At 67.5% G+C, this 24,055-nt stretch carries 18 protein-coding genes; 6 read left to right on the top strand and 12 right to left on the bottom strand.

Annotated elements, in window-relative coordinates; translation table 11 throughout:
• Position 1: 1 nt before the first annotated feature.
• The 3 genes from pgaA to A7W11_RS02895 form a co-directional block, all read right to left on the bottom strand.
• Positions 2-2,515, bottom strand: a complete 2,514-nt coding sequence (pgaA, locus tag A7W11_RS02905) for a poly-beta-1,6 N-acetyl-D-glucosamine export porin PgaA (protein WP_162270240.1) — start codon at positions 2,513-2,515, stop codon at positions 2-4.
• Between the two features lie 358 nt (positions 2,516-2,873).
• Positions 2,874-4,412 carry an FAD/NAD(P)-binding protein gene (locus A7W11_RS02900; protein ID WP_066407655.1) on the bottom strand — a complete coding sequence of 513 codons (1,539 nt, stop codon included), beginning with the start codon at positions 4,410-4,412 and terminating at the stop codon, positions 2,874-2,876.
• A 36-nt stretch (positions 4,413-4,448) separates the two neighbouring features.
• Positions 4,449-5,411, bottom strand: coding sequence for a Bug family tripartite tricarboxylate transporter substrate binding protein (locus A7W11_RS02895; protein WP_066407652.1), 963 nt, complete (start codon positions 5,409-5,411; stop codon positions 4,449-4,451).
• Between the two features lie 200 nt (positions 5,412-5,611).
• Here A7W11_RS02895 and A7W11_RS02890 point away from each other — a divergent pair, with 200 nt between their 5' ends.
• From A7W11_RS02890 to A7W11_RS02870, 5 genes are read left to right on the top strand one after another with little or no spacing between them, the layout of a single operon-like run.
• Complete coding sequence (locus A7W11_RS02890; RefSeq protein WP_066407649.1) at positions 5,612-6,784, top strand: CaiB/BaiF CoA transferase family protein; 1,173 nt, start codon at positions 5,612-5,614, stop codon at positions 6,782-6,784.
• Positions 6,781-7,500: an enoyl-CoA hydratase/isomerase family protein gene (locus A7W11_RS02885; RefSeq protein ID WP_066407639.1), complete on the top strand. Its 720-nt coding sequence runs from the start codon at positions 6,781-6,783 to the stop codon at positions 7,498-7,500. The genes A7W11_RS02890 and A7W11_RS02885 overlap by 4 nt, the downstream gene beginning before the upstream one ends.
• A 46-nt stretch (positions 7,501-7,546) precedes the next feature.
• On the top strand, positions 7,547-8,380 hold the full coding sequence (locus A7W11_RS02880) for a CoA transferase subunit A (RefSeq protein WP_066407633.1): 834 nt from the start codon (positions 7,547-7,549) through the stop codon (positions 8,378-8,380).
• Positions 8,373-9,107 carry a CoA-transferase subunit beta gene (locus tag A7W11_RS02875; RefSeq protein ID WP_066407631.1) on the top strand — a complete coding sequence of 245 codons (735 nt, stop codon included), beginning with the start codon at positions 8,373-8,375 and terminating at the stop codon, positions 9,105-9,107. Before A7W11_RS02880 ends, A7W11_RS02875 begins: the two co-directional genes overlap by 8 nt.
• An 11-nt stretch (positions 9,108-9,118) precedes the next feature.
• Positions 9,119-10,621 (top strand): class I adenylate-forming enzyme family protein, encoded by a 1,503-nt coding sequence (locus A7W11_RS02870; RefSeq protein WP_066407630.1) that lies wholly within the window; start codon positions 9,119-9,121, stop codon positions 10,619-10,621.
• Between the two features lie 48 nt (positions 10,622-10,669).
• Here the strand turns inward: A7W11_RS02870 and A7W11_RS02865 are convergent, their stop codons facing one another.
• The gene (locus tag A7W11_RS02865; protein ID WP_066407628.1) at positions 10,670-11,422 is read right to left on the bottom strand and encodes an IclR family transcriptional regulator; all 753 of its coding nucleotides are present in this window, start codon (positions 11,420-11,422) and stop codon (positions 10,670-10,672) included.
• Positions 11,423-11,657: 235 nt separating this feature from the next.
• On the opposite strand from A7W11_RS02865, the gene A7W11_RS02860 reads away from it, so the two are divergent.
• Positions 11,658-12,920 carry an MFS transporter gene (locus tag A7W11_RS02860; protein WP_066407627.1) on the top strand — a complete coding sequence of 421 codons (1,263 nt, stop codon included), beginning with the start codon at positions 11,658-11,660 and terminating at the stop codon, positions 12,918-12,920.
• Between the two features lie 18 nt (positions 12,921-12,938).
• On the opposite strand, the gene A7W11_RS02855 is transcribed toward A7W11_RS02860, so the two are convergent.
• The 8 genes from A7W11_RS02855 to A7W11_RS02820 all read right to left on the bottom strand — a co-directional run bounded on the left by A7W11_RS02855 (position 12,939) and on the right by A7W11_RS02820 (position 24,052).
• Positions 12,939-14,234, bottom strand: coding sequence for a type II toxin-antitoxin system HipA family toxin (locus A7W11_RS02855; protein WP_066407625.1), 1,296 nt, complete (start codon positions 14,232-14,234; stop codon positions 12,939-12,941).
• A 26-nt stretch (positions 14,235-14,260) separates the two neighbouring features.
• A complete protein-coding gene (locus A7W11_RS02850; RefSeq protein ID WP_066407616.1) occupies positions 14,261-14,518 on the bottom strand; it encodes a helix-turn-helix domain-containing protein in 258 nt (85 codons plus the stop codon).
• A 172-nt stretch (positions 14,519-14,690) separates the two neighbouring features.
• Positions 14,691-17,084, bottom strand: a complete 2,394-nt coding sequence (locus A7W11_RS02845) for a catalase (RefSeq protein WP_066407610.1) — start codon at positions 17,082-17,084, stop codon at positions 14,691-14,693.
• 608 nt (positions 17,085-17,692) lie between these two features.
• Positions 17,693-18,937, bottom strand: coding sequence for a pectate lyase family protein (locus A7W11_RS02840; protein WP_082887049.1), 1,245 nt, complete (start codon positions 18,935-18,937; stop codon positions 17,693-17,695).
• Positions 18,938-18,950: 13 nt separating this feature from the next.
• A complete protein-coding gene (locus A7W11_RS02835; RefSeq protein WP_066407601.1) occupies positions 18,951-20,843 on the bottom strand; it encodes a tetratricopeptide repeat protein in 1,893 nt (630 codons plus the stop codon).
• Complete coding sequence (locus A7W11_RS02830; RefSeq protein WP_235816786.1) at positions 20,836-22,002, bottom strand: sugar ABC transporter; 1,167 nt, start codon at positions 22,000-22,002, stop codon at positions 20,836-20,838. Before A7W11_RS02830 ends, A7W11_RS02835 begins: the two co-directional genes overlap by 8 nt.
• Positions 21,989-22,702, bottom strand: coding sequence for a P-loop NTPase family protein (locus A7W11_RS02825; protein ID WP_066407599.1), 714 nt, complete (start codon positions 22,700-22,702; stop codon positions 21,989-21,991). Before A7W11_RS02825 ends, A7W11_RS02830 begins: the two co-directional genes overlap by 14 nt.
• Before the next feature lie 9 nt (positions 22,703-22,711).
• On the bottom strand, positions 22,712-24,052 hold the full coding sequence (locus A7W11_RS02820; RefSeq protein ID WP_066407597.1) for an ABC transporter permease: 1,341 nt from the start codon (positions 24,050-24,052) through the stop codon (positions 22,712-22,714).
• Positions 24,053-24,055 lie beyond the last annotated feature (3 nt).

Here is a 24,055-nt window from a genome sequence, read left to right as displayed (position 1 = left end):
GTCAGTGAAAGGGAATGGTCAGATTCAGGTAGCCGACGGTGCGGCGTTCCCGTTCCCCGTCGTAGGGATGCCAGGCGGCTCCGATGCCATAGCGCACCGACCAGCCGGGACGGAACCGCCACTCGTGCTCGTAGCGCAGGCCATATATCGGGCTCGATCCATAGCCCGACTGCTTGTAGGTGCCGACGTTGGCGTAGACGCGCTGCACGAAGGTGCGGTCGTCGCGTTTCCAGGTCAGCCATTGGTAGCGCGCCTCCAGTTCGGCCGACACGTCCGAGTCCGGGCTGTAGTAGGGCACGTCCTGCAGACGGTTGGAAGACCGGCCGACGCTCAGCGTGGTCTGGAACTGCTGCGACGGGTCGCTGTACCAGCGCTCGGTCCAGCCGACGGACGCGTTCTGGTTGAGGTTGCCGTCGGTGTAATCCATGCGCTGATAGCTGAAATCGAAACGGCGCGACTCGTCGACGATGTAGCCCACCGAAGCAGCGGCCTGGTTGGCGGCGATGCCCGCGTCATAGGCACGCCAGGGCACGTCCAGGGCATTGCTGTCGTAGGACAGGCCCAGTTCGAGGTTGTCGTTCAGGCGATAGCTTCCCGACACGGCCAGGCCGCCATTGCGCGCGCCGCCGTCGTCCCGATGCGCCTCGCCTTCCAGCGACCAGCCCTCGCGCTCCCAGCGCGCGCCCAGGCTGGTGCGGCCACGATGCGCCTTGACGCCGTTGGCGCTGCCATAGGCCCAGGCCTGGCGCACGAACACGCGCCATTGGTCGTCGATCAGGCCGGATTGCAGGCGCGCATCGACCAGATAGTCTTCGTCGGACAGCGCGCTGTTGCCATTGCCCTTGCCGTAGCGCGACTCGATGCTCAGCGTCGGCGCCTGCATGGCGGCGAGATCGCGCGCGGCGTTCTGCGCCTGGTTGGCTTCGGCGTGATCCTGGTGCAGTTGCTCGATCGCCTCGCGGCCTTCGCGCACCTTGCCGTTCTCGATCAGGCCCTGCCCGACCGCGCTGCGCACGGCAGCCGATTCGGGATGATTGACGGCAGCCGCCTGCGCCAGTTCCAGGGCCTGCCGCGGATGCTCGCGCGCCGAGGCCGTGCGCGCCTGGCCTTCGGCAAAGGCCTCGTTGAACGGCGCCTCGCGGCGCAGCCGTGCGTACAGCGCCTCGGCGCGCGCCGGCTGGTCCGTGTACAGGTAGTACCGCGCCCGCAGGTCGCGCACCTCGGCGTATTGTTCATTCAGCGTATCGGGAGCCGGCGCCAGGCGCACGGTGGGCGGCGTGGCCGCCTCCATCCGGGCCAGCAGCGCATCCGCCTGCTTGAAGCGCGCCGTATCGATATAGGCGTAGAACAGGCCGACATGCGTATCGCTGGGCATCTGCAGACGGTCGCCCGCCAGCGCGATGGTCCGCTCGTACAGCGGCACCGCCCGATCGGAACGGCGCAGATGGGCATACGCATCGGCGGCCGGCGCCAGGCCGTAGTACGGGACATCCACGCCCTCGGCGGCCAACGACTCGTACTGGCTGACGCACGCCTGGTAATAGCCGCGCGCACTCAGGGCGATCAACTGGTCCACGCGCAGCCGGGTGCGCACGGCCTGCATTTCCTGGTCATCGTCCTGGCCGATCTCGTCCAGCAGCACGTTGGACTTGGCCAAGGCTTCGTCCAGGGCGTCGTAGCGCTGCTGGCCGCCGATGATGTCGCGCAGTTCGATCGCCCAGGTGATCTCCTGGCCGATGGCCTGCTGGCGCAGCCCGGCGATTTCGGCGGGACTGAACAGCACGGGCTTGCGCGCTGCCTCGGCGCGGCGGTTGGCGTCCAGCGCCTCTTCCAGCGCCGCCGGCGCGGCGGCCTGAGCGACCAACAGATAGACATCGGCCCGGCGCGCGCTGCGCGACTCCGGATTCAGTTCCAACGCACGGCCGTAGGCCTGGCTGGCCTGCGGTAGGTTGCCCGCCGCCTCTTCGATGGTGCCGATCAGTTCGGCGGCCGAGGAGCGGATCTCGCGCGAGGCCGACGTATCGTTCATCACGGCCGTCGCCCGCAGGCGCGCGTCGTCGAGCCTGTCGATGTCGAACGTGTATTGGGCCAGGCGCAGGCCAGTGAGGGGCGCGCGCGGCTCGCGCCGCCGCAGCAGCGTCACGATGCGGTATTCGTCCTGCAGCGCACGCACGTCGCGCGCGGCCACGAACAAGGGTTGCAGCGCATAGGCCGGCAGGCCGTCGTAACCTTCGACGCGCGCGGCATCCAGCGCCTCGCGCTCGCTGCCGGCGCGCGCCAGCAGCGTCACATAGTCGGCCAGCACCCGCTGACGGTCGGCGCCGTGCGGCCCCGCACGATCGTGCCGGGCCAGCCACTGCTGCAAGATGACCGCCGCGGCTTCGGGATGCCGGGTGGCCTGCCCCCGGATCAGGGCGTCATGCGCCGCGCTCGAATACGCGCCGGTCTGTGCCGCCACGGGTGCCGAGGCGCTGGCGAGCATCAGGGCCGTCAGGCCGGCCAAGGAAAAAGTCACGAATCGGCATGTGCTCTTGGATCTGGAGGTCGGCAACTGCATAGTCCGAGCCCACGCGCCGCAGTCCTGGTGTGGTCAGGACAAAAGTTTCCGCCAGGCCTTTCGACATCGAAAGGCCTGCAAGTGCACACTCTTCTGGATGCCGCGCACGCAGGCATTTGCTTGTTTGTACGGAAACAAGGTAGCAGCGCCCTTCTGCGAAGGAGGGCAGCGAAGCCGACAAGGTGTGTGGGGGTGTTACGCGCCAGGCGGAAAAAAGGGAGCGTTCACTAACACCCGTTCCGCGCCGGCTGCCAGAGAGGATTCATGCAATTGAAAAATCGGGCCGCAAGACGATGAAAACGGTTGTTTCTTACATCTATGAAGCGAGAAAGCCGCTATTGGGCAGCACGGATGCCGGCACGGCATCCAGGGCGCATTCGCTGGCCAACCGCACCGCCTGCCCCTGCGCCAGGCGCGCATTCACCTCCATCGACGTCGTCCAGAAATAAGTGCCAGCGGCCAGGCTGCCCAGCACCGACACCTGCGGCACGCGCCGGCCATCGCGATCCAGCAGGCAGCCCGTGGCGAAATCCAGGTCGAAGCCGCCCAGCGCATGCGCGCGCGCCTGGCCCTGGCCACACAGCTGGCGCACCAGCGGGTCGGCGGATGCCTCGACGTCCATCGAGAAGCTGGTGGCATTGACCAGCCAGGGCGCGGACAGGACCTGGCCCTCGCCGGATTCCACCATGAAGGCGCCGCTGGCCGCGTCATACCGTGCCGAACGGAAGCCGCCATGTACGTGCAACCGTCCTTCATGCAGCGATTGCTGCAAGGTCAGGGCGTTGCGCATCGGGAAAGTGGCGCGGCGCGCCATCCACAGCGTGCGCCAGTCGCGATGAAAGCGGCGGCGCTCGGCATCGTCCAGGGCGTGCCAGATATGCTCGATGCGGTCGTTGGTGGCGGCGGCCACGGATTGCCAGGGCCGCGGCCCCGCCTGCGAGCGCGCGATCTCCGCGTCCAGCGCCGCCCCCGCCGGGCCGGCCAGGCCCAGGATGTCCTCGTGATCCTCAGCGCCGCCCGCGGCCCGCAAGGCGCGGCGCAAGCTGTCGAGCAGTCCGTCCAGCGTGACGCGGCCGTCCGGCTCCGGCTCGGGCAGGGCCGGCAGCGACACCTTGGTGTTGTGCGGGCTGCGCACCGCCGGCAAGCGGCCGTTGCGCGACACGCAGTGCACCTGGCCGCGATGCCCCTGTGCCCGCAACGCCGCGATGGCATCGATGGCGCTCAGGCTGGTGCCGACGATGCACACCGTATCGTCGCGCCCGATGCGGCCGCACAGGTCCGCCACCGGATATGGACTGTTGAAGTAGCCTGGCAGCGGCGCCAGGTCGGGAAACGCCACCGATGGCAGATTGCCATTGCACAGCACCACCCGCGAGGCCACCACGCGCTCGCCGCCCGCGCCCAGCACGGCCGCCTGCCCCGAGGCCAGCGGCCACACGCCCACCGCGGCCTGGGCCACACGCCGCACGGCCACGCCCTTGCGCTGCGCGCAGGCCAATGCCTGGCCATAAAGATCGCGCAGATAGCTGCCGAACACCGGCCTGGGCAGGAACGCCGAGGGCTCGATGGCCTGCACCCCATGCGCCTGCAGCCAGGCAGGGTCGCGGGCCCGCAGCCAATCCATGAAGCTGTCGGGCTCGGTCGCCACCGCCGACATGCGATTGACCGGAATGTTCAACAGGTTGCTGGCCAGGTCCGCCTGATAGGCACTGCCCGGACCGACCTCTTGGCGTGGCTCGAAGATCGCCACCTCCAGCGCACGGCCCTCGGGCCATGCCGCCAGGAATTGATAGAGAAAGGACACGGCGACCGAACCGCCGCCGACGATCGCCAGGCGGCTGGGATCATGCTGCATGCTGACACTCCCCGATGGGCTGGGCAAAGGGCGGTTTCAGCGCTTGGCCGAGCGCCGCACCACGTCGCCCCAGGTTTCGATCTCGGTGGCGACGACCTTGTCGGTCTGCGCGGGCGTGGTCGGCGTGGCGGTGGCGCCCAGCTTGGCGGCGCCCTCTTTCACCTGTTCCGATGCGCCGGCCTTCTGCATGGCCGCCGACATCTTGTCGATGGCGGCGGCGGGCGAGCCGGTCGGCGCCAGCAGCGCATAGGTGGTGGCCACCTTGTAGCCGGGCAGGCCCTGCTCGGCGAAGGTCGGCACGTCGGGCAGCGTCGGCGCGCGCTGCGCCGAACTCACGGCCAGAATGCGGATCTTGCCGCCGGCCACATGAGGCAGCAGCGCGGGCAGGGTCTCGATCACCATGTCGATCTGGCCGCCCAGCAGGTCCGTCACCGCCGGACCGCTGCCGCGATACGGCACGTGCAGGATGTCGGTGCCCGTCATCTGCTTGAACAGTTCGCCCGCCATGTGCTGCGAACTGCCGGTGCCGGCCGACCCGATGGTGAGTTTGCCCGGACGCTGCTTCGCCAGCGCGATCAGTTCGGGCACGGTCTTGGCCGGGATCTTGGTGCTGACGGCCAGGGCCACCGGCATGGTGATGGCCACGGAGACACCCTTGAAATCCTTGGCGAAGCTGTAGTTCTGCTTCTCCAGCAACGAGGCGTTGATCGCCAGGCTGCCCAGCGCCCCCATCAGCACGGTGTAGCCATCGGCTTCGGCGCGCGCCACGGCCTCGGCCCCCACCTCTCCGCCGGCGCCGGCCTTGTTCTCGACCACGACGGGCTGTTTCAGGTAGTCGCCCATCTGCTGGGCATACAGGCGAGCGGCCACGTCGGTGGCTCCCCCTGGCGGGTACGGCACGATCATGCGGATGGGCTTGTCGGGCCAACTGGCGGCCTGGACGTTCAACGACGCCGCGGCCAGGATGGCCGCGGCGATCGACAGGAAGGACTTGCGCATTTTGGGTTGTCTCCGTGGTGCCGCTGCAGGTGTGCGGCTATTTGCTTATAAGTCCTAGAAATTAGGACTGCCATCCCATATTTGGCTTAACAAGAATTCCATACGGTGATATTCTGGTCAAGCGATGTTTGTCCCTATTCGGGCTTCTTGAGACCTTTCTCACAAGAATCAGGAAGCCCCATCACTCCAGTCGAGACGATATGAAACACAGCGAGGCACTGGCCGGCCTGCGGGTCATCGAGATATGCAACGTGGCGGCGGGCCCGTTCTGCGGCATGCTGCTGGCGGACATGGGCGCCGACGTCATCAAGGTCGAACACCCCGAGGGCGGCGACACGCTGCGCGCGTGGCCGCCCCTGTCCGACGGCTACAGCGAGAACTTCGCTTCGCTCAACCGCAACAAGCGCTCGGTCGCCCTGAACCTGAAAGACCCCGCCGACGCCGAGCGTGCGCGGCAGCTCATCGACAGCGCCGACGTGCTGCTGGAGAACAACCGCCCCGGCGTCATGACGCGCCTGGGCCTGGGCTACGAACAACTGGCCGCGCGCAATCCGCGCCTGGTGTATTGCTCCATTTCGGCCTACGGCCAAAGCGGCCCGCGCGCCCAGGAAGGCGGCTTCGACCTCACCATCCAGGCCATGAGCGGCATCATGAGCGTCACCGGCGAACAGGGCGGCGCACCGGTCAAGTGCGGCGTGCCCGTCGCCGACTTCACCGCGGGCCTGTACGCGGCCTATTCGATCAGCGCGGCGCTGCGCGTGGCGGCCGCCACCGGCCAGGGCACGCACCTGGACGTGCCCATGCTGGGCGTCACGCTGGGCATCGCCGCCCTGCAGACCTCCGAGTACTTCGGCAGCGGCAAGGATCCCGTCAAACTGGGCTCGGCCCATCCACGCAACGCGCCGTACCAGGCGTTCCGTTGCCGTGACGGCTACTTCGGCATGGCGGCCGGCAACAATGCGCTGTGGAAATCGGTGTGCGACGTGGTGGGGCGTCCCGAACTGTACGAGGACGCGAACTACGCCAACACGGGCCTGCGCGCACGCAACCAGGACGCGCTGCGCGAACTGCTCGAAACGCATTTCGTGCAGGAAGACGCGGCCACCTGGCTCGAACGCTTCCGCGCCCGCGGCGTGCCGTGCGCGCCCATCAACAACTATTCCGACGTGCTGAAAGACCCGCAGGTCGAGCACATGGAATGGGTGCAGGACATCGACCTGCCCAACGGCGTGCGCACCCGCAGCTTCGGCGCCCCCGTGCGCATCGACGGCGCCACCACGCCCATCCGCCTGCGTCCGCCCGCGCTGGGCGAGCACAACGACGAAATCCTGGGGGCGCTGGCTGGCGCACCGCGCGCCAAGGAGTCGGCATGAGCGCCTTGGTGGACATTGCCGTCGACGAGCACACCACCGTCATCACGCTCAACCGTCCCGACAAGATGAACGCCCTGTCGGCGGAACTGGTCGAGGGCTTGATCTCGGCGGTCGACGCCGCCCATGCGCGCGGCAGCGATCTCATCGTCTTCAAGGGCGAGGGCCGCAACTTCAGCGCGGGTTTCGACTTCGGCGGCTATGCCGAGCAAAGCGAGGGCGACCTGCTGCTGCGCTTCGTGCGCCTGGAAACCCTGCTGCAGAAAGTGGCCGGGTCCCCCGCCCTGACCCTGGCGCTGGCGCACGGCAAGAACTTCGGCGCGGGCGTGGACCTGTTCGGCGCCTGCATGCTGCGCATAAGCGCGCCCGACGCCACGTTCCGCATGCCCGGCCTGAAGTTCGGCCTGGTGCTGGGCACGCGGCGCTTCGCCGCCATGGTCGGCACGCAGGCCGCGCGCGACGTGCTCACGCACACGCGCACCTTCGGCGCCGAAGCCGCGCGGGACATGGGCTTCGTCACCGAACTGGCCGCGCCGCAAGACTGGCCCGCCCGCCAGGACCAGGCCCGGGCCAGCGCGCGCGAACTCAGCCCCGACACGCGCCGCCAGCTGTACCAGGTGCTGGGTCCGCAGACGGCGGACGCCGACCTGGCCAGCCTGGTCCGCTCGGCCGCCGCGCCGGGCCTCAAGCAACGCATCCAGGCCTATCTGAATGCCTAAATAGCGTAGATAAAGGCGGCCCTATGCGCCGCCCGTGGAGACAGACATGACATCAGGCTTCAATCGACCGGACAAACAGGTCGCACTGGCCGACCTGGCCCGGCACATCACCGACGGCGCCTCGGTGGCGCTGGGCGGCAGCTTCCTGCATCGCGGCCCCTTCGCCTTCGTGCGCGAACTGATCCGCCAGGGCCGCCGCGACCTGGAAATCATCAAGCAATCGCCGGGCTACGACATCGACATCCTGTGCCGCGCGGGCGCCGTGCGCCGCGCGCGCGCCGGCATCGTCGCCATGGAAGGCAACTTCGGCCTGGCCCCGTGGTACCGCAAGGCCGTCGAGAAACAAGAGATGGCGCTGGAGGAACATGCCTGCGCCACGCTCACGGCGGGCCTGCGCGCCGCCGCCTTCGGCGTGCCCTTCCTGCCCTGCGGCGGCCTGCACGGCAGCGACCTGCCGGGCCTGAACAACTGGACCTTGATGGAGGATCCGTACGGCAGCGGCGACAGCACGTATCTGGTGCCGGCCATCCGCCCCGACTTCGCCGTGCTGCAGGTCTCCGAGGTCGACCGCCTGGGCAACGCCCGCGTCTTCGGCACCTCGCACTGGGACCGCATCATGTCGCGCGCGGCCGGCAGCGTGCTGGTGGTGGCCGAACGCCTGGTCGAGACCGAAGTGTTCGAGGCCCAGCCCGAGGCCACCCTGCTGCCCTACTTCATGGTCCAGGCCTTCACGGTGCTGCCCGGCAGCGCCTGGCCCGGTTCGTGCACCCCGTTCTACGACATCGACTATCCGGCGGTGGAACGCTACATGGATACCGCCCGCTCGCTCGACGCCCACATGGCCGAGGCCCCGGAAACGAAGGAAGCCGCGCATGTCTGAGACCTTCTCGCCGTTCGCCCACGTCGTCATGGGCCTGGCACGCTTCATCCGCCCCGACGAGATCACCTTCAGCGGCGTGAACTCCACGCCGCCGATGCTGGCCTGCCTGCTGGCCAAGCAAGCCTACGACTACGATTTCATCTACATCAACGTGGCGGGCGGCGTCGACCCGCGCCCGGCGCATATCCCCATCTCCAGTTCCGATCCGCAACTGGCCCGGCACACGGCCTCGATCTTCTCCAACGAAGACTTCTACGACCTGTGCACGCGCGGCCGCATGGACCTCACCTTCCTGGGCGCCGCGCAGATCGACGGCGAAGGCTCGGCCAACAACTCGTGCATCGGCGACTGGAACAAGCCCAAGGTGCGCCTGCCGGGCGGCGGCGGCGGCGCCGTGATGCTGCCCACCGCGAAGCGCGCCTGCACCTGGCGCACCGAACATTCGCGCCGCACCTTCGTCGAGAAACTGGATTTCCGCACCTCGTGGGGCGGCTTCCACGGCGTGGTCACGCCCATCGCCATCTTCATCAAGCGCGAAGGCCGGCTGGCGCTGCAGTCCTGGCATCCCGACGCGAGCCTGGAAGAAGTGCGCGAACGCACCGGCTTCGCCTTCGACGCCGAAGGCGCGCAACCCACGCCCCTGCCCACCGCAGCGGAGCGCGCGGCGCTGGCCAGGCTGGATCCGGACGGCGCCTTCGAACGCGACGCCGCCGTCGTGCTGCGCTAGGAGATCCTCCGATGAGCGACATGCCATCCTTGCCGCAGGCCTGGCGCACGGCCTGGCAAGACCCGGCGCTGCGCGAGCAGCCCGCCCTGATCACGCAGGACGCCACCTGGACGTACCCGCAACTGGACCGCGCCGTGCGGGCCTTGGCGGGCGGCCTGCGCCGCGCCGGCGTGCAACCCGGCGACTACGTGGCGCTTGCCATCGAACGCGGCCCTGAACAGGTGCTGGCGCTGCTGGCCACCCTCGTGGCGGGCGCCTGCCCCTGCCCGCTGGAGCCGCGCCTGGCCGGAGACGAAACGCGCCGCCGCGTGCAAGCCGTGGGCCTGCGCTGGCTGGTGTACGACGCGGACAACCAGGCGCTGGCGGACGACAGCGGCCTGCCCGCTTCGCAAAGGCTGGCCTATGGTTCACTGGAGGGCGCCGAACCGTACTGGGCGCCCGACCCCGCCCCCGACAGCCCGGCCCTGCTGCTGTTCACCTCGGGCAGCACCGGCAAGCCCAAGGGCGTGCTGCAATCGCACCGAGGCGTGTGGCTCAACAGCCAGGGCATCATCGCCCATACCGGCCTGGGGCCGCACGACCGGCTGCTGCACATCATGCCGCTGCACCATACCAACGCCATCAACAACCAGGTGTTCGCGCCCTTGGCCTGCGGGGCCACCGTGGCGCTGGCCGGCCGATTCCGTGCCGACGAAATGCCCGCACTGATGACGCGCTTCGCGCCCACGCTGGTCACCGGCGTGCCCACTATGTATGCGCGCATGCTGCAACAGGACTTCCCGCCGGGCATATTGGCGGGCCTGCGCATGGCGCGCTGCGGCTCGGCGCCCATCACGACGGCATTGCACCGCGACATCGAGGCCTTCCTGGGATGCCAGCTGGTGGTGTCTTACGGCCTGTCGGAGGCGACCTGCACCTCGACCATGAACCCGCCCGGCGCCCGCCGCATCGGCACGGTGGGCACGGTGCTGGAAGGCCAGCGCATCGCCTTGCTGGATGCGCAGGGCCAACCCGTGCCGGCCGACGCCGAAGGCGAGATCTGCATCGGCGGCGACGCGCTGATGCTGGGTTACCTGGGCCATGACGGCGACGACCCTGTGCGCGATGGCTGGTTGCGCACCGGCGACCTGGGCCGCTTCGATGCCGACGGCTATCTCAGCATCACGGGACGCATCAAGGAAGTGATCATCCGCGGCGGCGAGAACCTGTCGCCCAAGCTGATCGAGGATGTGCTGTGCCAGGCACCCGGCGTGGCGGCCTGCTGCGTGGTGGGCCTGGCGGACACGGACCTGGGCGAAGTGCCGGTGGCGGTGATCGTGCCGCGCCAGGACGGCCGGGCGCCCGATGCCCAGGCCCTGCAAGACACGGTGCGCGCGCGGCTGGGCCGCATCTATGTGCCGCAGGCGGTGTACCTCAGCCCCGGACTGCCCGAGAACACCGTGGGCAAGGTCGACCGCAAGGCCGTGGCGCGCTGGGTGGCCGAGACAGCCGCGCCGGCGGCGGCCTCTGCCTGAAAACACGAAGGGGCATCATCGATGCCCCTTCTCGATAGCACTCTGGCTTCACGCCGGTTCCTGGTGCCCCAGCGCCGAAGAGATCTCGCGTGCACAGGCCTTGACCTGCTGCCCGGCCTCTTTCACGCGGGCCAGCGACAGGCGGTCCAGCGGACCTGAAATGCCCACGGCGCCGACCACATCGTCCAGCGCATTGAAGATGGCCACGGCGATGCCGCCCACGCCGTCACGCCATTCGCCGCGGTTCATCGCATAGCCCACCCGCACGATCTTGCGCAGCTCGTCCTTCAGCACCGGCATGGACGTCAACGTGGCCGACGTATAGCGCGGCAGCTCGGCCGCGTACTTGTCGATGTAGCCATCGGACTGATAGGCCAGCAGCACCTTGCCGGTGGCCACCGCGTAGGCCGGCGCGCGCCCGCCGATCATCGAGTACGCGCGGATCGGCTGCGGGCTGTCGATCTTGTCGATGTAGACCACCTCGATGCCGTCCAGTACCGACAGGTGCACCGTCTCGCCCGTCTGCTCGGCAAGCTTGCGCATGCTGGGCGCGGCCACGCGCCGCAGGTCCAGGTGGCCCAACTGGCGCGCCGCCAGTTCGAACAGGCGCACGCCGCCGCGATACAGCCCCTCGTCGTCGCGCACGATGTAGCCGGCGTGCATCAGGGTCTGCAGCGTGCGGTGCGTGTTGCTGCGGGTAAGCCCGACGCGCGCGGCCAGCTCGTCGATGGTGCGCGTGGGATGCTCGACATCCGTCACGGCCTCGAGGACGGTCAGGCCCTTCAGCAGCGTCTTGTCCATGAAAGCATCCTAAATAATGGGAAATCATGGCATTGTACCGAGCGCGTCCATGCCTGCCCAGCCACCGCAGCCAGCTAGGATTCCCCCGGCCTGTGAATGTGCGAAAGGGCCCCTTCATATTCTTGGATGGCAAACCCATATTCCGGGATTGACAGTATCGCGCCTCGGTGCCCACACTACACGCCTGCCCGACGCCTTCGGTCGCGCCGGCCTCGCAACCTACGTCGTCGTCCCGATGTCATCCGCCTCATCGAAGTGGGCCGCGCTGCGGCCTGCCCTGCCCATCCTGGTGGGCGCATCCCTCATGCTCAGCCTGTCGATGGGATTGCGCCAGAGCCTGGGCATCTTCATCCCTCCGCTGACCCGCGACCTGGGCATTTCCGTCAGCGACTTCACCATCGCCATCTCCATCCAGAACCTCACGTGGGGCATCATGCAGCCCTTTGCGGGCGCGCTGGTCACGCGCATCGGCTTCCGGCCGATGATGATGGCGGGTTCCGTGCTGTACCTGATCGGCATGGCGCTGTTCACCACGGCCCAGGGGCTGCTGGGCGTGATCCTGGGCGCGGGCTTCGCGGTGGGCATCGCGATGGCCTGCACGGGCAGCGCGGTGGCCATGGCCGCGTCGGTGCGCCCCGTGCCGCCGGCGCTGCGCAGCCTGGTGCTGGGCCTGGTGTCATCGTGCGGGTCGCTGGGCGCGATGCTGGCCGCGCCGCTGGGCCAGTACGTCGCGCAGGACGCCGGCTGGCGCATGGGCGGCCTCACCTTCATCATCCTGGCCCTGGCGATGCTGCCGGCGGCCTGGCTGGCGGGCCGCGTCGACGCACTGCCGCGCCCGCCCGCCCCCGCCATGCCCGATGGCAAGGAAGCGACCGCGCGCGACGTGCTGCGCCAGGCGGCGCGCAACATGCCCTTCGTCATCATGGCCACGGCGTACTTCGTATGCGGCATGCAGCTGATCTTCCTGCAGACCCACCTGGCCACCTACCTCGATCTGTGCGGCATGGACCCCATGCTGTCGGCGCAGGCCCTGGCCGTGATCGGCGCCTTCAACGCCCTGGGCAGCCTGTTCTTCGGTTGGGCCGGCGGCCGCTGGAACAAGCAGACGCTGCTGGGCGGCATCTACGTGATGCGCTCGATCACCATCGTCTGGTATTTCCACACCCTGCCCACGCCCTCGTCCACGCTGGTGTTCGCGGGCATCATGGGTTTTCTGTGGCTGGGCGTGGTGCCGCTGGTGTCGGGCTGGATCGCCGAGACCTTCGGCCTGCGCTGGCAGGCCATGCTGGCCGGCGTGGCATTCTGCAGCCACCAGTTGGGCAGCTTCCTGGGCGCGATGGGCGGCGGACTGGTCTACCAGGTCATGCACGACTACACGCTGGCCTGGCAGGTGGCGGCGGCGCTGGGCATGACGGCGGGCATCGTGCAGATCTTCGCGTCGCAGCGGTTCTCGGGGCCCAGCGGACCGCGGGGGCCGCGCGCGGCGGCAGGCGCGTGAGGCGTCCGTGCCGGCGGCTCAGCCGCGGGGCGCCAAACGCTTGCGCATCTGCCGCACGAGGCGGCTGACCTTCTTCACCAACCGGTCAACCAGCGCCATTTCGGAATGCGATAGCTGATCGGCAAGGGCCTGCGCCGCGGCGGGAATGGCGGTTTCAACGCGAACCGCCATGTCACGCGCAATCGTCATGAGGTATCTGGGCGTGATTCCCAGCGTACCGGCCAGCGACTGCAGATGCGATGCGCCGATCTGCCCTGGCTGCGTCTGTCCATCGATGGCAAAGGCGAATGCCTCTCCCAGCCCTGGGTACACGCGCGTGCTCATCAGGTCGTAGAACGGCGCCAGCCGAAGACCGCCGGGCGTAGCGAGCATCGAGAGGTTCTTGGCGTGCGAATCGTTGTTGCCCACGTACAGATTGAAGAACAGCCAACGCAGCAGCAGGCGCTGATCGACACCGGGTCGAACGGACTCACGCTTGACGAGCGCGAAACAGTCCGCGAATGAAGGCCCTCCGTCCGCTTCGTACTTCACATCGGAAGGCATGCCCAGCATCTGGCAGAAATCGGCCTGCCAATGACGTTCGAGCGTGCCGTCGGCGCGTAAGGTGCGATCGTTTCGTTCCACCAGGCACGCTTTCACGACAGATTGATAGGCCACGGCTGCGACTGGCAGATCGCACAATCGTGCAGCCATCATGACCAGCGTTTCGTTGGCTGCGGAAGCAAAGACATTGATATCCGATCTGACGATATCCGGCTTCAGGATGTGCGTTGATGGCGTCGAGCCCATCGGACGCATGGGTTTTCCCTGCTCGTCCAGGGATAACAGCATTTTCAGTTGAGCGCCCGAAATGGAGACACGGGGAGCAGGAAAACGCTGGGCATCCGCCTGGATGCGTTCACGCAGCTTTACGTTTCTGGCATCGGCGTGCAACAGGGCGTCGACCTCTTCCCACGTCAGCCGCTGATAGACCGGCGCCGATGGCAGCGTACCTTCGGGCAACAGTACGACAGCCCCCGCGGTATCACCTCCCGCCACCCTCAACAAGCCGAACACCGAAGAGACCTTGTACCGCATGCTGGCCAGCCGGCGCTGATCTCCTTCAGGCAAGAGGTTCTCGAAGAAGACATAGACGCCGGGCGCATCCTGGATGCCCGCTTGCAGGGGCAACGCCTGGTGCAACACGGATGCGCCGGCGCTCGTCAACCAGGCAGGATCGTAGGCAAACGACAGCGGATCGGTATGAAACAGGGTGCCTACCCGCCGTTCATCCCAAAACACGGCCAGCCGTTCCGCATCTTTGTCTGCGTCCATCTGGCGATCAACCCGAGCCGGCTCCATCAACGTCCCTTTTCACGGATCACCACTTCCAATCCCAGCAATCCCAGCACTTCAAGCATCTTCTGCGCTTGAATGGAGGGCTTGCCCTGTTCCAACTCGACGACGAAGCGGTTACCCAGCCCGGCGAGTCCTGCGATATCACGCTGTGTCATTTGCTGCGACTTGCGCGTGGCCTGGATGATGCGGCCGATATCGCCCACATCCCGCACGATAGCGGGTTCGAAGACCGTTTTACCGGTCGGGTTTTTTTTGTCCATATACCCGCCTTAGTCGCGCAAAGAATTACCGATCGGGAATATAAGAGCATCGCATACGGCCATCAGTCAAGAGAAATTACCGAACAGGAATTTTTCTGTTTCCGCAGGGCGAAAAAAGAGGACGGGCGCCTCGATTGGCGCCGGTCCTCTTGCTGGCTTGGCCCGAAATGCCTTACACCACGGGCGGATCGCTCTCGCGGATGGGATGTCGGTGCTGTTCGATCGCCTTCACGAAGGCCTCGATGCCGTCCTGCCCGGCGTCTTCGGCGATCACCAGTCCGTCATCGGGCTCGTCCGGCGGAATGCCCGCCTGTTCCAGCAGGCGCAAACCCTCGCCCAGGGCCAGCATGGGCTTGCCGTGGCGATACTGGTCGCGCACGAACTCCAGCGCCAGGCCATCGCCGCACAGCGTGTCGACCGCGCTTTCGCCATCGGGGATCACCGCCGCATCGAACAGGGCCGACGGACTGTTCTTGAACGACGCATCCACGTCCAGCGCCTCCTTCCCACCGCCCGGCAGCAGGCCGATGCGCTGGCCCACCAGCCGCACCACCGCCCCTTCGTCGATCAGGGCCTGTGCGGTCTGCCGCACCGCCTGCGCATCCACGCCCTCGGCCACCAGGATGGCGATCTTGCGCGTGCGGATGCCGCCTTCGCCCGGACGCGCCAGCAGCGACAGGAACTCGGAGCGCGTCACTTCGGGCTTGAACGCCTGCCCGGTGGCGCGCGGCATGGGCTCGGGCAGCTCGGCCATGCCCAGGTTGCCGGCCACGCCATGCGCCAGCTCGTCCGACACATTGCGCAGCATCGACACCATGCGGCGGCGGATGCCCGGCACGGTCACCTTGCTCAGTTCGAACGAGATGGCATCGATGATGTGCTGCTGCTCATGCGGCGCCTGGCTCTCGTAGAACATCGTGGCCTGGTTGTAGTGCTCGGCGAACTTCTCCGGCTTGCCACGCAGTTCGTTGCCTTCGACGGGTTCCGGGAACGGCACGAAACCCGCCGTGCCCGCCTGGAAGGGGCAACCGCCCGCCAGCGAATTGGGCTCGTACGCCACCCGTCCGCGATGAATGGCCTGGCGGTGCATGCCGTCGCGCTGGTTGTTGTGCACCGGCGCCACCGGCGCGTTGATCGGCAGCTCGTGGAAATTCGGACCGCCAAGCCGTGAGATCTGCGTATCGACGTAGGAATGGATGCGCCCCGCCAGCAGCGGATCGTTGGTGAAGTCGATACCCGGAATCACGTGCGCGGCGCAGAACGCCACCTGCTCGGTCTCGGCGAAGAAGTTGTCCGGGTTGCGGTCCAGCACCAGCCGGCCCACGGGCATCAGCGGCACCAGTTCCTCGGGGATGATCTTGGTCGGATCCAGGACATCGAAGCTGAATGTCTCGGCCTGGGCCTCGTCGAACACCTGCACGCACAGCTCCCACTCGGGATACTCGCCCGCCTCGATGGCCTCCCACAGGTCGCGGCGATGGTAGTCGGGATCGGCGCCCGAGATCTTCACGGCCTCTTCCCACACGTGCGAATGCGTGCCCAGCTTGGGATTCCAGTGGAACTTCACGAAGCTGGACTTGCCGTCGGCCGTGACGAAGCGGAAGGTATGCACGCCGAAGCCCTGCATCATGCGGTAGCTGCGCGGAATGCCGCGATCGGACATGACCCACATAATCATGTGGACCGACTCCGGCATCAGCGAGATGAAGTCCCAGAACGTGTCGTGCGCCGACGCGGCCTGCGGCATGCCGTGGTGCGGCTCGGGCTTGACCGCATGCACCAGGTCCGGGAACTTCATCGCGTCCTGGATGAAGAACACGGGAATATTGTTGCCCACCAGGTCCCAGTTGCCCTGGTCCGAGTAGAACTTCACCGCGAAGCCGCGCACATCGCGGGCCGTGTCCTTCGAGCCGCGCTCGCCCGCCACCGTCGAGAAGCGCACGAACACCGGCGTGCGCTTGCCCGCCTCGGCGAAGGGCGCGGCGCAGGTCAGGTCCGTCAACGGCTTGTAGCACTCGAAATAACCGTGGGCGGCCGAGCCGCGCGCATGCACGATGCGCTCGGGGATGCGCTCGTGGTCGAAATGCGTGATCTTCTCGCGCAGGATGAAATCCTTCAGCAGCGCGGGACCGCGCAGGCCGGCCTTCAGCGACGCCTGGTTGTCGCCCATCGGCACGCCCTGGTTGGTCGTCATGGCCTGGCCTTCGCTGTCGGCGCGCACGCGCGGCAACTCGCCGCTGGCGGCATTCACGCCGGGCTCGGCGGCGCCGCCTGTCTTGTCCGACACATTCTTCTCCGACAACGTGCTGCCCACCGCCGCCGGGTCCTTGGGCGCCACGGTCTTGCCCGTGAACGGACAGCCCGACCCGGCGCCGTACTCGGCGGCCTTGTTTTCATTGGCGGGCAGCGCGTCGACCATCTCGCCCACCTCGCGCGTCTTCTTCAGCGCGGGATGGGTGGCCTGCGGCGAAGGCGGCATGGCCGGCCCGCTGTCCGAATTGAGGTAGGCGGTATCGACGGCGGCTTGCTGCGATCCTTTTGCGGGTTGGCGCTTTCGGGTTGCCATAAAGAGGCTCCTTGAGGGATGGGTGCGTGGCGGACGGCATTCCGGTTGGTCAGCGCGCGCATACCTGGCGGGCATGGCCGATGCGGCGGCGCGGGCACGCCGCTTGCTTCGCCGGAAAGTCGTCTCATGGTTCTGGCCGCCGCGGCGCCTCGCGGGACACGGCAGCCAAGTCGGGCCAGTAAGCAAGCACCGTGCCCATACCGCCATGCCGGACACACCCGTCTCAACCCTCAGAAAAGGCTGTCCATGCGCAAACAACAAATCCTGACCCTGCTGGCCATCGTTCTCATCGTGGCCATCGTCATGTCCCTGGCCCCTTGGTAAGCCCCTCTGCCGGGCACCAGGCCGATGGGGCGCGGAACCCGCGCGCGTGCTCGAGTTCGGTCCTGCCCTCGCGGCAGGACCGGGCCCCGTGCGCCCGGCCGCGCCGGGGCGTGCGTAAAAGTCTCCCTGTGAGGAAGGGGCAGCGCGAACGATGGGCGCGCGGGGTTGTAATAGTTGCCATCCTGCGGACATCGCCATCGCCGCAGGAAGAAAGACCAGGGGCCTGAAGCCCTTCGTCCGGTGAAGGATCGCTCAGGCAGGGGAGGTCCGCCCTGCCGTCCTCGTCAGGAACACCCCTGTCCGCTGCGCGCCTCGATGGCCGGCGCATCGCCCGGCGTATTCCCGGCGTACTTGCGGATCTTCTCCGCCACGCCGGCGGTCGGCTTCTCGTAGCGGTAGCAGTAGGGAGGACTCGGCGCTTCTTCGGGGCGATAATCCTGCAGCACCGGCTTCGCATCGCCCAGGAACAGGTTGTCCTTCACCCGCAGGAAGGCCTTGTGCTCGTTCTCGTAGCCGTACTTGGCCTTGGTCTTCTCGTAGTTGCGGCGGTCCGACTCGCCGTTACCCAGGGCACTGCGCGCGGGCGCATCCGGAATGTATCGGCAGTAGTTCACGTAGACCCCTTCCACCGTCGGCGTCTTCTCGGGCTCCACGCACTCGCGCTTGGCGACGTTGCTATAGATGTTGCCTTCGACCAGCGCGCGCGCCTCCAGGCTGAAGCTCATGCCATAGAAGTCCCAGTTTTCCAGCAGATTGTTGAACAAATGGAAGGTGCCGAACTGCGCCCGGGGATTGCGCTGCACCGTGTTCAGGAAGTAGTTGTGATGCAGCGTGACCCGCGCAATCCGGTCGCGGTCGCGGTTCTTGAACATGTCCTTCGACGTGATGTTGTTCAGCAGCATGACCTTGTTGGAATCATGGAACTTGTTCCACGAGACCGTCACGTCGGTCGAGCCGTTCTTCACGTTGAGCAGCCGGTCCGAGAACCGAGACAGGTCCATGTGGTTGACCCACACGTCCCGGCTGTCGTTGGCCACGTTCACCGCCTGCGTGAAGCGGGTCAACCGGCCGTCGATGGACAGGTTCGTCAGGATGACGTTGGTGGCGCGGTACACGCCCAGCCCGTCGTCGATCAGGGTCACGCGCTTGCCGCGCCCATCGATCGTGACGTTCGAGGGCACGCGGATCTGCGAATCCAGCACGATGCGCATGTCCGAGGCGAAGCGGATCCAGGCAGGCCCCTTCTTGGCGTCCAGGACGGCCTGGCGCAAGGTGCCCGGCCCGGAATCCTTGTCGGACGTGACCTCGATGAACCTGCCGCCCAGGCCGCCGGTGGCCTTCTGTCCGTATCCCTCGCGCTGCTGCAGCAGCGACGACACGATCGGACATTGCGCATCCGGGATGGCGCACGACGGGCGCGCGGACGCCGCACCGCCATACAGCGCCGCAGCCGCCAGCAGTCCAACGGCAAGCCGCCTGCCGGGGGATGCGGGGCTTCGCCTATCGTGCCGGGTTCTGGTTGCGTGCATCGCTCATCTCTCCTTACTGCCGTGCGGACCGGTCGGGTGGCGTCACATGGCGCCAGATACCGCCGCTCAATCGCAGGTTTTCCGCGGGCCCGGCCAGATGCTCCCGCAGCCGTTCGAAATACGCCTGCTGCCATCGCAGCGCATACGCTTCGACGTCTTCGCCGGGCTTCGCCGCCGGCAGCATTTCCAGCGTGAACGTGACCAGGCCGTTCTCCCAACGCGGCGCGTAGAAGACCGAAGGCACGCCCAGGCGATGCGCCATGCGCGACGCAAAACTCGAATACGTCACTTCCTGCCCTTCGAACGTCGCGCGCGGCGCGGCCGGATTCGCGGCGCCATCGACGGCCAGGCCCAGCACGAAGCCGGAACCCAGGGCCCGCATGCAGGCCTTGGCGACCTGCGCCTCGGTCTGGTCCGCGGTGGAGATCAACGCCGAGGAATAACTGCTCTGGGCGATGCTGGGCGCCGTCGCCAGCCAGCGCGAGGGTATCCCCAGCAACTCCAGGGCCATCAGCGAGGCATACATCGGCCCGACGTGCGCCGTGGCCACCACGACGCCGCGGCCCGCCGCCAGCAACGGCGCGAAGAAACGTTCGCCGATCTCCAGATCGCCCAGCACCTGCATGGCCTCTTCGGCCTGTTCATCTCGGCACTCGAGCCAATCGAACAACAGATGATCCATCAGATGGCCCCAGCGGGCGGAACGTTCCCACTGCGCGCGATCGGCGTGCTGATCGCCACGCATCGACCACGCCCAGTCGAAGCGCGCCTTGGGGATCGGGGCGCTGTCCAGACGCGCCTCCAGCCGGGCCACGGCTTCCTGGAAGGTGTCCGGCAAGGATTTTCCCCGGTTCGCCACGTACTGCCGGTACAGGGCTTCGGCCTCGGTCGTGCGGCCCGCCTGGGACAGCGCGCCGATGGCGGAGCGCTGCCACATCACGTTCTCGGGTGCGCCCTCCAGCAGCTTCAACGATTGCTCCGCGGCCGCCTCGAACTGCGCCGAATAACGCAGCGCCCGCGCGTACAACCCGCGCGGATGCTCCAGCTCGGGCGCCAGTTCGACCGTGCGCGCCAGCGGCGCCACGGCGTCCCGGTAGCGCCCGGCGCGCAGCAGTGTTTCGCCGTACAGCGACAGCAGCCTGACGTCCGAGGGCGACACCTTCAGCGCGTGCTCGAAATGCGCCAGCGCCTGCACCTTGCGGTCGTCCTCCGTGCCGCGCCGCAGATACGACTGCCCCAGCGAGGTCCGCAGCGCCGGGCTGTCGTGCCCCGCGTCCAACGCGGCGGTGCCGAAGCGGATCGCCGCTTCCGGCTGATGGTCTTCGTACAGCGCGCGCACCGCCATGGCCGCCACCCGCTCGTTGGGCAGCGCCCGGGGATCCAGGAGGGCCGCGATGCGCGCGGCCTCGGCGCCGTCTCCGTTGCGCAGGAACGCCATCAGCCACACGCCGGCCTCGCCCGGTTCACCGGCGGCCAGGCCGGACGTCTGCCTGGCGATGACCGCGGCATCGGCCACGTGGCCGGCCTGCAGGCGCAACTGGATACGCGCGGCGTGCAGGACGACCGCATCCGGCTCGTTCGCCGCCGCGACATCCGCGTGCCGGACGGCGCGATCCCATTGCTGCATGCGGCCGAACAGACTGGCGAGCATGCGATGGTCTTCGGAATGCGCCGGATAGGCCGCCGCCAGCACTTCCAGCGCGGCGATGGCGGGCGGCAGGTTGCCCTCTTTGACGAAGGGCGTGACCAGCCGCCGCCGCACCTCGCGCCAGCCGTCCGCGGCCTTCACCAGATCGGCGCTCAAGGCCGACATTGCGCGCGCGGGATCTTGCGCGCCACGAATGCCGTCGATGGTCTCGCGCAGGCGGGTCGCGGCATCGGGCGCAGCGACGGCGGCGTCAACCATGGCGCAACCCCTTCAGCATGGACATGGCCACGCGCACCACGAACAGCAGCGCAAACCCCAGGGCCAGCGCTTCCAGCAGCAGGATCATCATGCGCGGGCTGCTGGGGGTGTCGGTGGGCACCGGCTGCGCGATGATGGACAGGTAGCGCTGCAGCCGCAGCGTATCCGCCAGGGCCTGCTGGTACGACTGCTGGGCCAGGGTCAGGTTGGAATCCGCGAAGGCCTGCGCGTTGCGCAGCGCCTCATACGATTTCAGCAGTTTCGCTTCCGTGTTGCCCTGCCCGCTCAGGCGTTGCCGCACCTCGGCCAGCCGCTTCTTCAATGCGGTGATCTGCAAGCGCGCCGGCTGCAGCATGGGATGGTTCGGATTGCCCAGGGCACGGATCTTGTCGTAGTTGATCTGCGCGCTGTTGAGCTCGCTTTCGAGCGTGCTCGACAGGTTCAGAAGCATCGACACGGTGGCCGTGGGATCGATGTTGCCGTGCGTCGTGCGCCACTGCGTCAGCGCATCGCGGGCCTCCATCGCCTTGCGCTCCGCGCGCGTGAGCGAATCCTGGCTGACCTTCAACTTGTCGGCCACGCCCTTCTCGTTCAGGCGGCTGACGAAGTCTTCCGCCAGATTTATCAAGGCTTTCGACAGCAGCTCGGCGTCTTCCGACGAGAACGCGCTGACGCGCAGCACGTCGATCTGCTCCAGCGCATTGAACGACACCTGCACCGAGGACTGGTAGGCGCGGTACAGCGCATCCTCGCTGGCATCCGTGGAAAGATGGTTGGCGGGGTCCAGGCCGGGATTGACCAGATACTGGCGCAGCCCCACCTTCTGGTCGAGCTGGCGCATGCTGTCGCGCGACATCAGGAAGTCCTTGACCGCCCAGCCGTCCACGAAGCCGCCCAGCATGCCGCCGCCATTACCGGTGGTCAGCAGGCTGGCCGCCCCCACGCCCCCGGCCTGCTGGTTGGACCCCGACTGCACGAAGAAGCGGGATTCCGCCTCGTACCGGGGCGTGGCGATGTTCATCGCATACACCAGCGCGCACACCACGGGCGCCACGACGATGAAGGCGCTCATCCACCGGCGGCGGCGGCGGGCGCGCAGTGCGGCCTCGCGCTCGCGGCGGCGGCGATGGATCTCGGACTCGTTGTCAGAAGCCGACATCGTCGAGGCCCCCTCCGAATTGCTCTTCGCCCGCGCCGCCGGATTCAGCCCTGGACCGTCGGGGCGGGAACTGGCTGATGCACCGGTCGAGGTCTTCTTCGATTCTGAGAGCGCTTCGCTCATAAATTAGGCCTCTGTAGCAATAGTCCGCCAGCTGGTTCTGGCGGTAACTGGAAAAAACAAGCGTCCGTCCAACCAGGCGCTCCTCGAACAGCGCCTGCCACAGACGGGTGAAGCGGCAGGGCTCGAAAGGCAAGGCCCCTTCGATCACATAGATGTCGAACGCGGGCGCCAGCGCCAGCGCGAACGAGAACTCCTGCCGCACGTAAAGCGGCCAGTGCTCCATGGGCTTGGACAGGCTTTGCGGCTCGCTGATGAGATCCGCCACGAGCTCGGTCGTGGCCTGCGCATCGAGCTCGTAACGATCGCAGACCAACTGGATCATGTTCAGGCCATTGGCCTTGCCGCGCACGAACCCCTGACGCCCGATCGCCCACGAGATGGCGCCGCCGTGCTGCACGAACCCCTGGCGCGGCGGACGCAGGCCGCACAGCACATCGACGACCTGCCTGTGCAGCTCCGGCGTGGGGGACAGCAGCGCGTACCGGCCCACGGGAATGTCCAGCGTCACGTCCGCCAGCAACTGCTGGCGGCTGCCGAAAGTGAAGGGTTCGTCGGTCACGCGATTGAGATGGATCATGGCTGTCGCTCACATCGGCTGGACATTGCTGCGGGAAAGGCGTTCCGCCGCCAGGCCAACGACCGCCAGGAACACCAGCGACGTCAGGAAGTAGCTCAGGCTCGCGTCCTGCGAGGTATAGCTCTCGAAATAGGCCGAGCGCAGCAACTGCATACCGTGCGCGAACGGCGACCACAGCACCCAGGGACGCAATTGCTCCGGCAGTTGCTCCGACACCAGGAAAACGCTGGAGAATATCTGCAGGAAGCGCTCGATCACCGGGGTCACCCGCAGGAAGAACCGCCAACTCGTCGCGATCGCGCCGACCAGGATGCCCATCGCCGTGCCGCAGCCCGCCATCAACGCGACGAACAGGACGAAACCCGCCACGTTCGTGGGCAGCGTGATCAGGCCCAGCGCATGGCCGGCGGTGATCAGCACGCCGAACACCACCAGGTACACCGAGCCGTACAGGAACGCCTGCACCCCCGCGCACATCAGCGGCGTCACGCCCGGCAGGTTCAGCAGGCCGCGCGCCGACACGTATGCCGTACTGCTGCGGAAGATGATCTGGCGGAACATGATCCAGGTCGTCGCGCCCAGCAGCGAAAACGTCGGCACGTCCATCCCCAGGATGAAGTGCGTGCCCATGATGAAGTACAGCGACGAGATCAGCGTCAGCAGCACCACGGGCCCGACCAGCGCCCACACCAGCGCGAGCCGGCTCTCCCCGTGCATCACGTGCAACTGATAGATGAACAGCGCAAACAGCGTGCGCAGCCCGCCGCTGCCCTCGTCGGCGCGGTGCTCGGGATGCCCCGCATGCAGGAAACGCATGCGGTCGCGCAGGATCGCGAGATCGTGCGCCTCGTCCGGCGGCAGCTCCACTTCCAGCGCGATGTCGTTGCGCGAGGCGTGGCGGCGCGCCTCCTGCGCGGCCTCGGCGCGGCGACGCTCCACGCGGCGCAGGTGGGCGGCGTTCAGCCGCTGGTCTTCCTCCACCAGCTTGGCCGGGATATAGCCGGGCTGGTAGACGTCGACGCCCGCGCGGATGTCGTTCTCCAGCAGCCGCATGATGAGACGCAGGCGCCGGCGCGAGAAATCGGCCACCCCCTCATCCGCGCCATGGCTGGCGACCGCCGCCTCCAGCTCGGCATGGATGACCTCGTACACGGCCCGGCGGGCCGCCACGGAATCGTGCGGCTCACCCTGCAGGCGCGCGACCAGCGGCTTGAACAGGACGTCGGGCGTCGAGTTCGGATCGAACAGCGCCGTGGGGTCCAGGCGCCATGCATCGACGCCTGCCCCTACGGTGTAGTTACGATCCTGACGGCGGTTGCGCCATCCCTTGATGCGATCCTCATTGCTCATCCG

The organism is Bordetella ansorpii, assembly GCF_900078315.1.
Taxonomy (GTDB): Bacteria; Pseudomonadota; Gammaproteobacteria; order Burkholderiales; family Burkholderiaceae_B; genus Bordetella; species Bordetella ansorpii.
The sequence above is the reverse complement of the archived record's forward strand: the minus strand, read 5'-3'. Positions and strand labels throughout refer to the sequence as shown.

Coding starts and splice junctions, on each gene's coding strand:
- A7W11_RS02900 (WP_066407655.1), bottom strand. CDS start 4,412: ATGCAGCATGATCCCAGCCGCCTGGCGATCGTCGGCGGCGGTTCGGTC.
- A7W11_RS02895 (WP_066407652.1), bottom strand. CDS start 5,411: ATGCGCAAGTCCTTCCTGTCGATCGCCGCGGCCATCCTGGCCGCGGCG.
- A7W11_RS02890 (WP_066407649.1), top strand. CDS start 5,612: ATGAAACACAGCGAGGCACTGGCCGGCCTGCGGGTCATCGAGATATGC.
- A7W11_RS02885 (WP_066407639.1), top strand. CDS start 6,781: ATGAGCGCCTTGGTGGACATTGCCGTCGACGAGCACACCACCGTCATC.
- A7W11_RS02880 (WP_066407633.1), top strand. CDS start 7,547: ATGACATCAGGCTTCAATCGACCGGACAAACAGGTCGCACTGGCCGAC.
- A7W11_RS02875 (WP_066407631.1), top strand. CDS start 8,373: ATGTCTGAGACCTTCTCGCCGTTCGCCCACGTCGTCATGGGCCTGGCA.
- A7W11_RS02870 (WP_066407630.1), top strand. CDS start 9,119: ATGAGCGACATGCCATCCTTGCCGCAGGCCTGGCGCACGGCCTGGCAA.
- A7W11_RS02865 (WP_066407628.1), bottom strand. CDS start 11,422: ATGGACAAGACGCTGCTGAAGGGCCTGACCGTCCTCGAGGCCGTGACG.
- A7W11_RS02860 (WP_066407627.1), top strand. CDS start 11,658: ATGTCATCCGCCTCATCGAAGTGGGCCGCGCTGCGGCCTGCCCTGCCC.
- A7W11_RS02855 (WP_066407625.1), bottom strand. CDS start 14,234: ATGGACGCAGACAAAGATGCGGAACGGCTGGCCGTGTTTTGGGATGAA.
- A7W11_RS02850 (WP_066407616.1), bottom strand. CDS start 14,518: ATGGACAAAAAAAACCCGACCGGTAAAACGGTCTTCGAACCCGCTATC.
- A7W11_RS02845 (WP_066407610.1), bottom strand. CDS start 17,084: ATGGCAACCCGAAAGCGCCAACCCGCAAAAGGATCGCAGCAAGCCGCC.
- A7W11_RS02840 (WP_082887049.1), bottom strand. CDS start 18,937: ATGCACGCAACCAGAACCCGGCACGATAGGCGAAGCCCCGCATCCCCC.
- A7W11_RS02835 (WP_066407601.1), bottom strand. CDS start 20,843: ATGGTTGACGCCGCCGTCGCTGCGCCCGATGCCGCGACCCGCCTGCGC.
- A7W11_RS02830 (WP_235816786.1), bottom strand. CDS start 22,002: ATGTCGGCTTCTGACAACGAGTCCGAGATCCATCGCCGCCGCCGCGAG.
- A7W11_RS02825 (WP_066407599.1), bottom strand. CDS start 22,702: ATGATCCATCTCAATCGCGTGACCGACGAACCCTTCACTTTCGGCAGC.
- A7W11_RS02820 (WP_066407597.1), bottom strand. CDS start 24,052: ATGAGCAATGAGGATCGCATCAAGGGATGGCGCAACCGCCGTCAGGAT.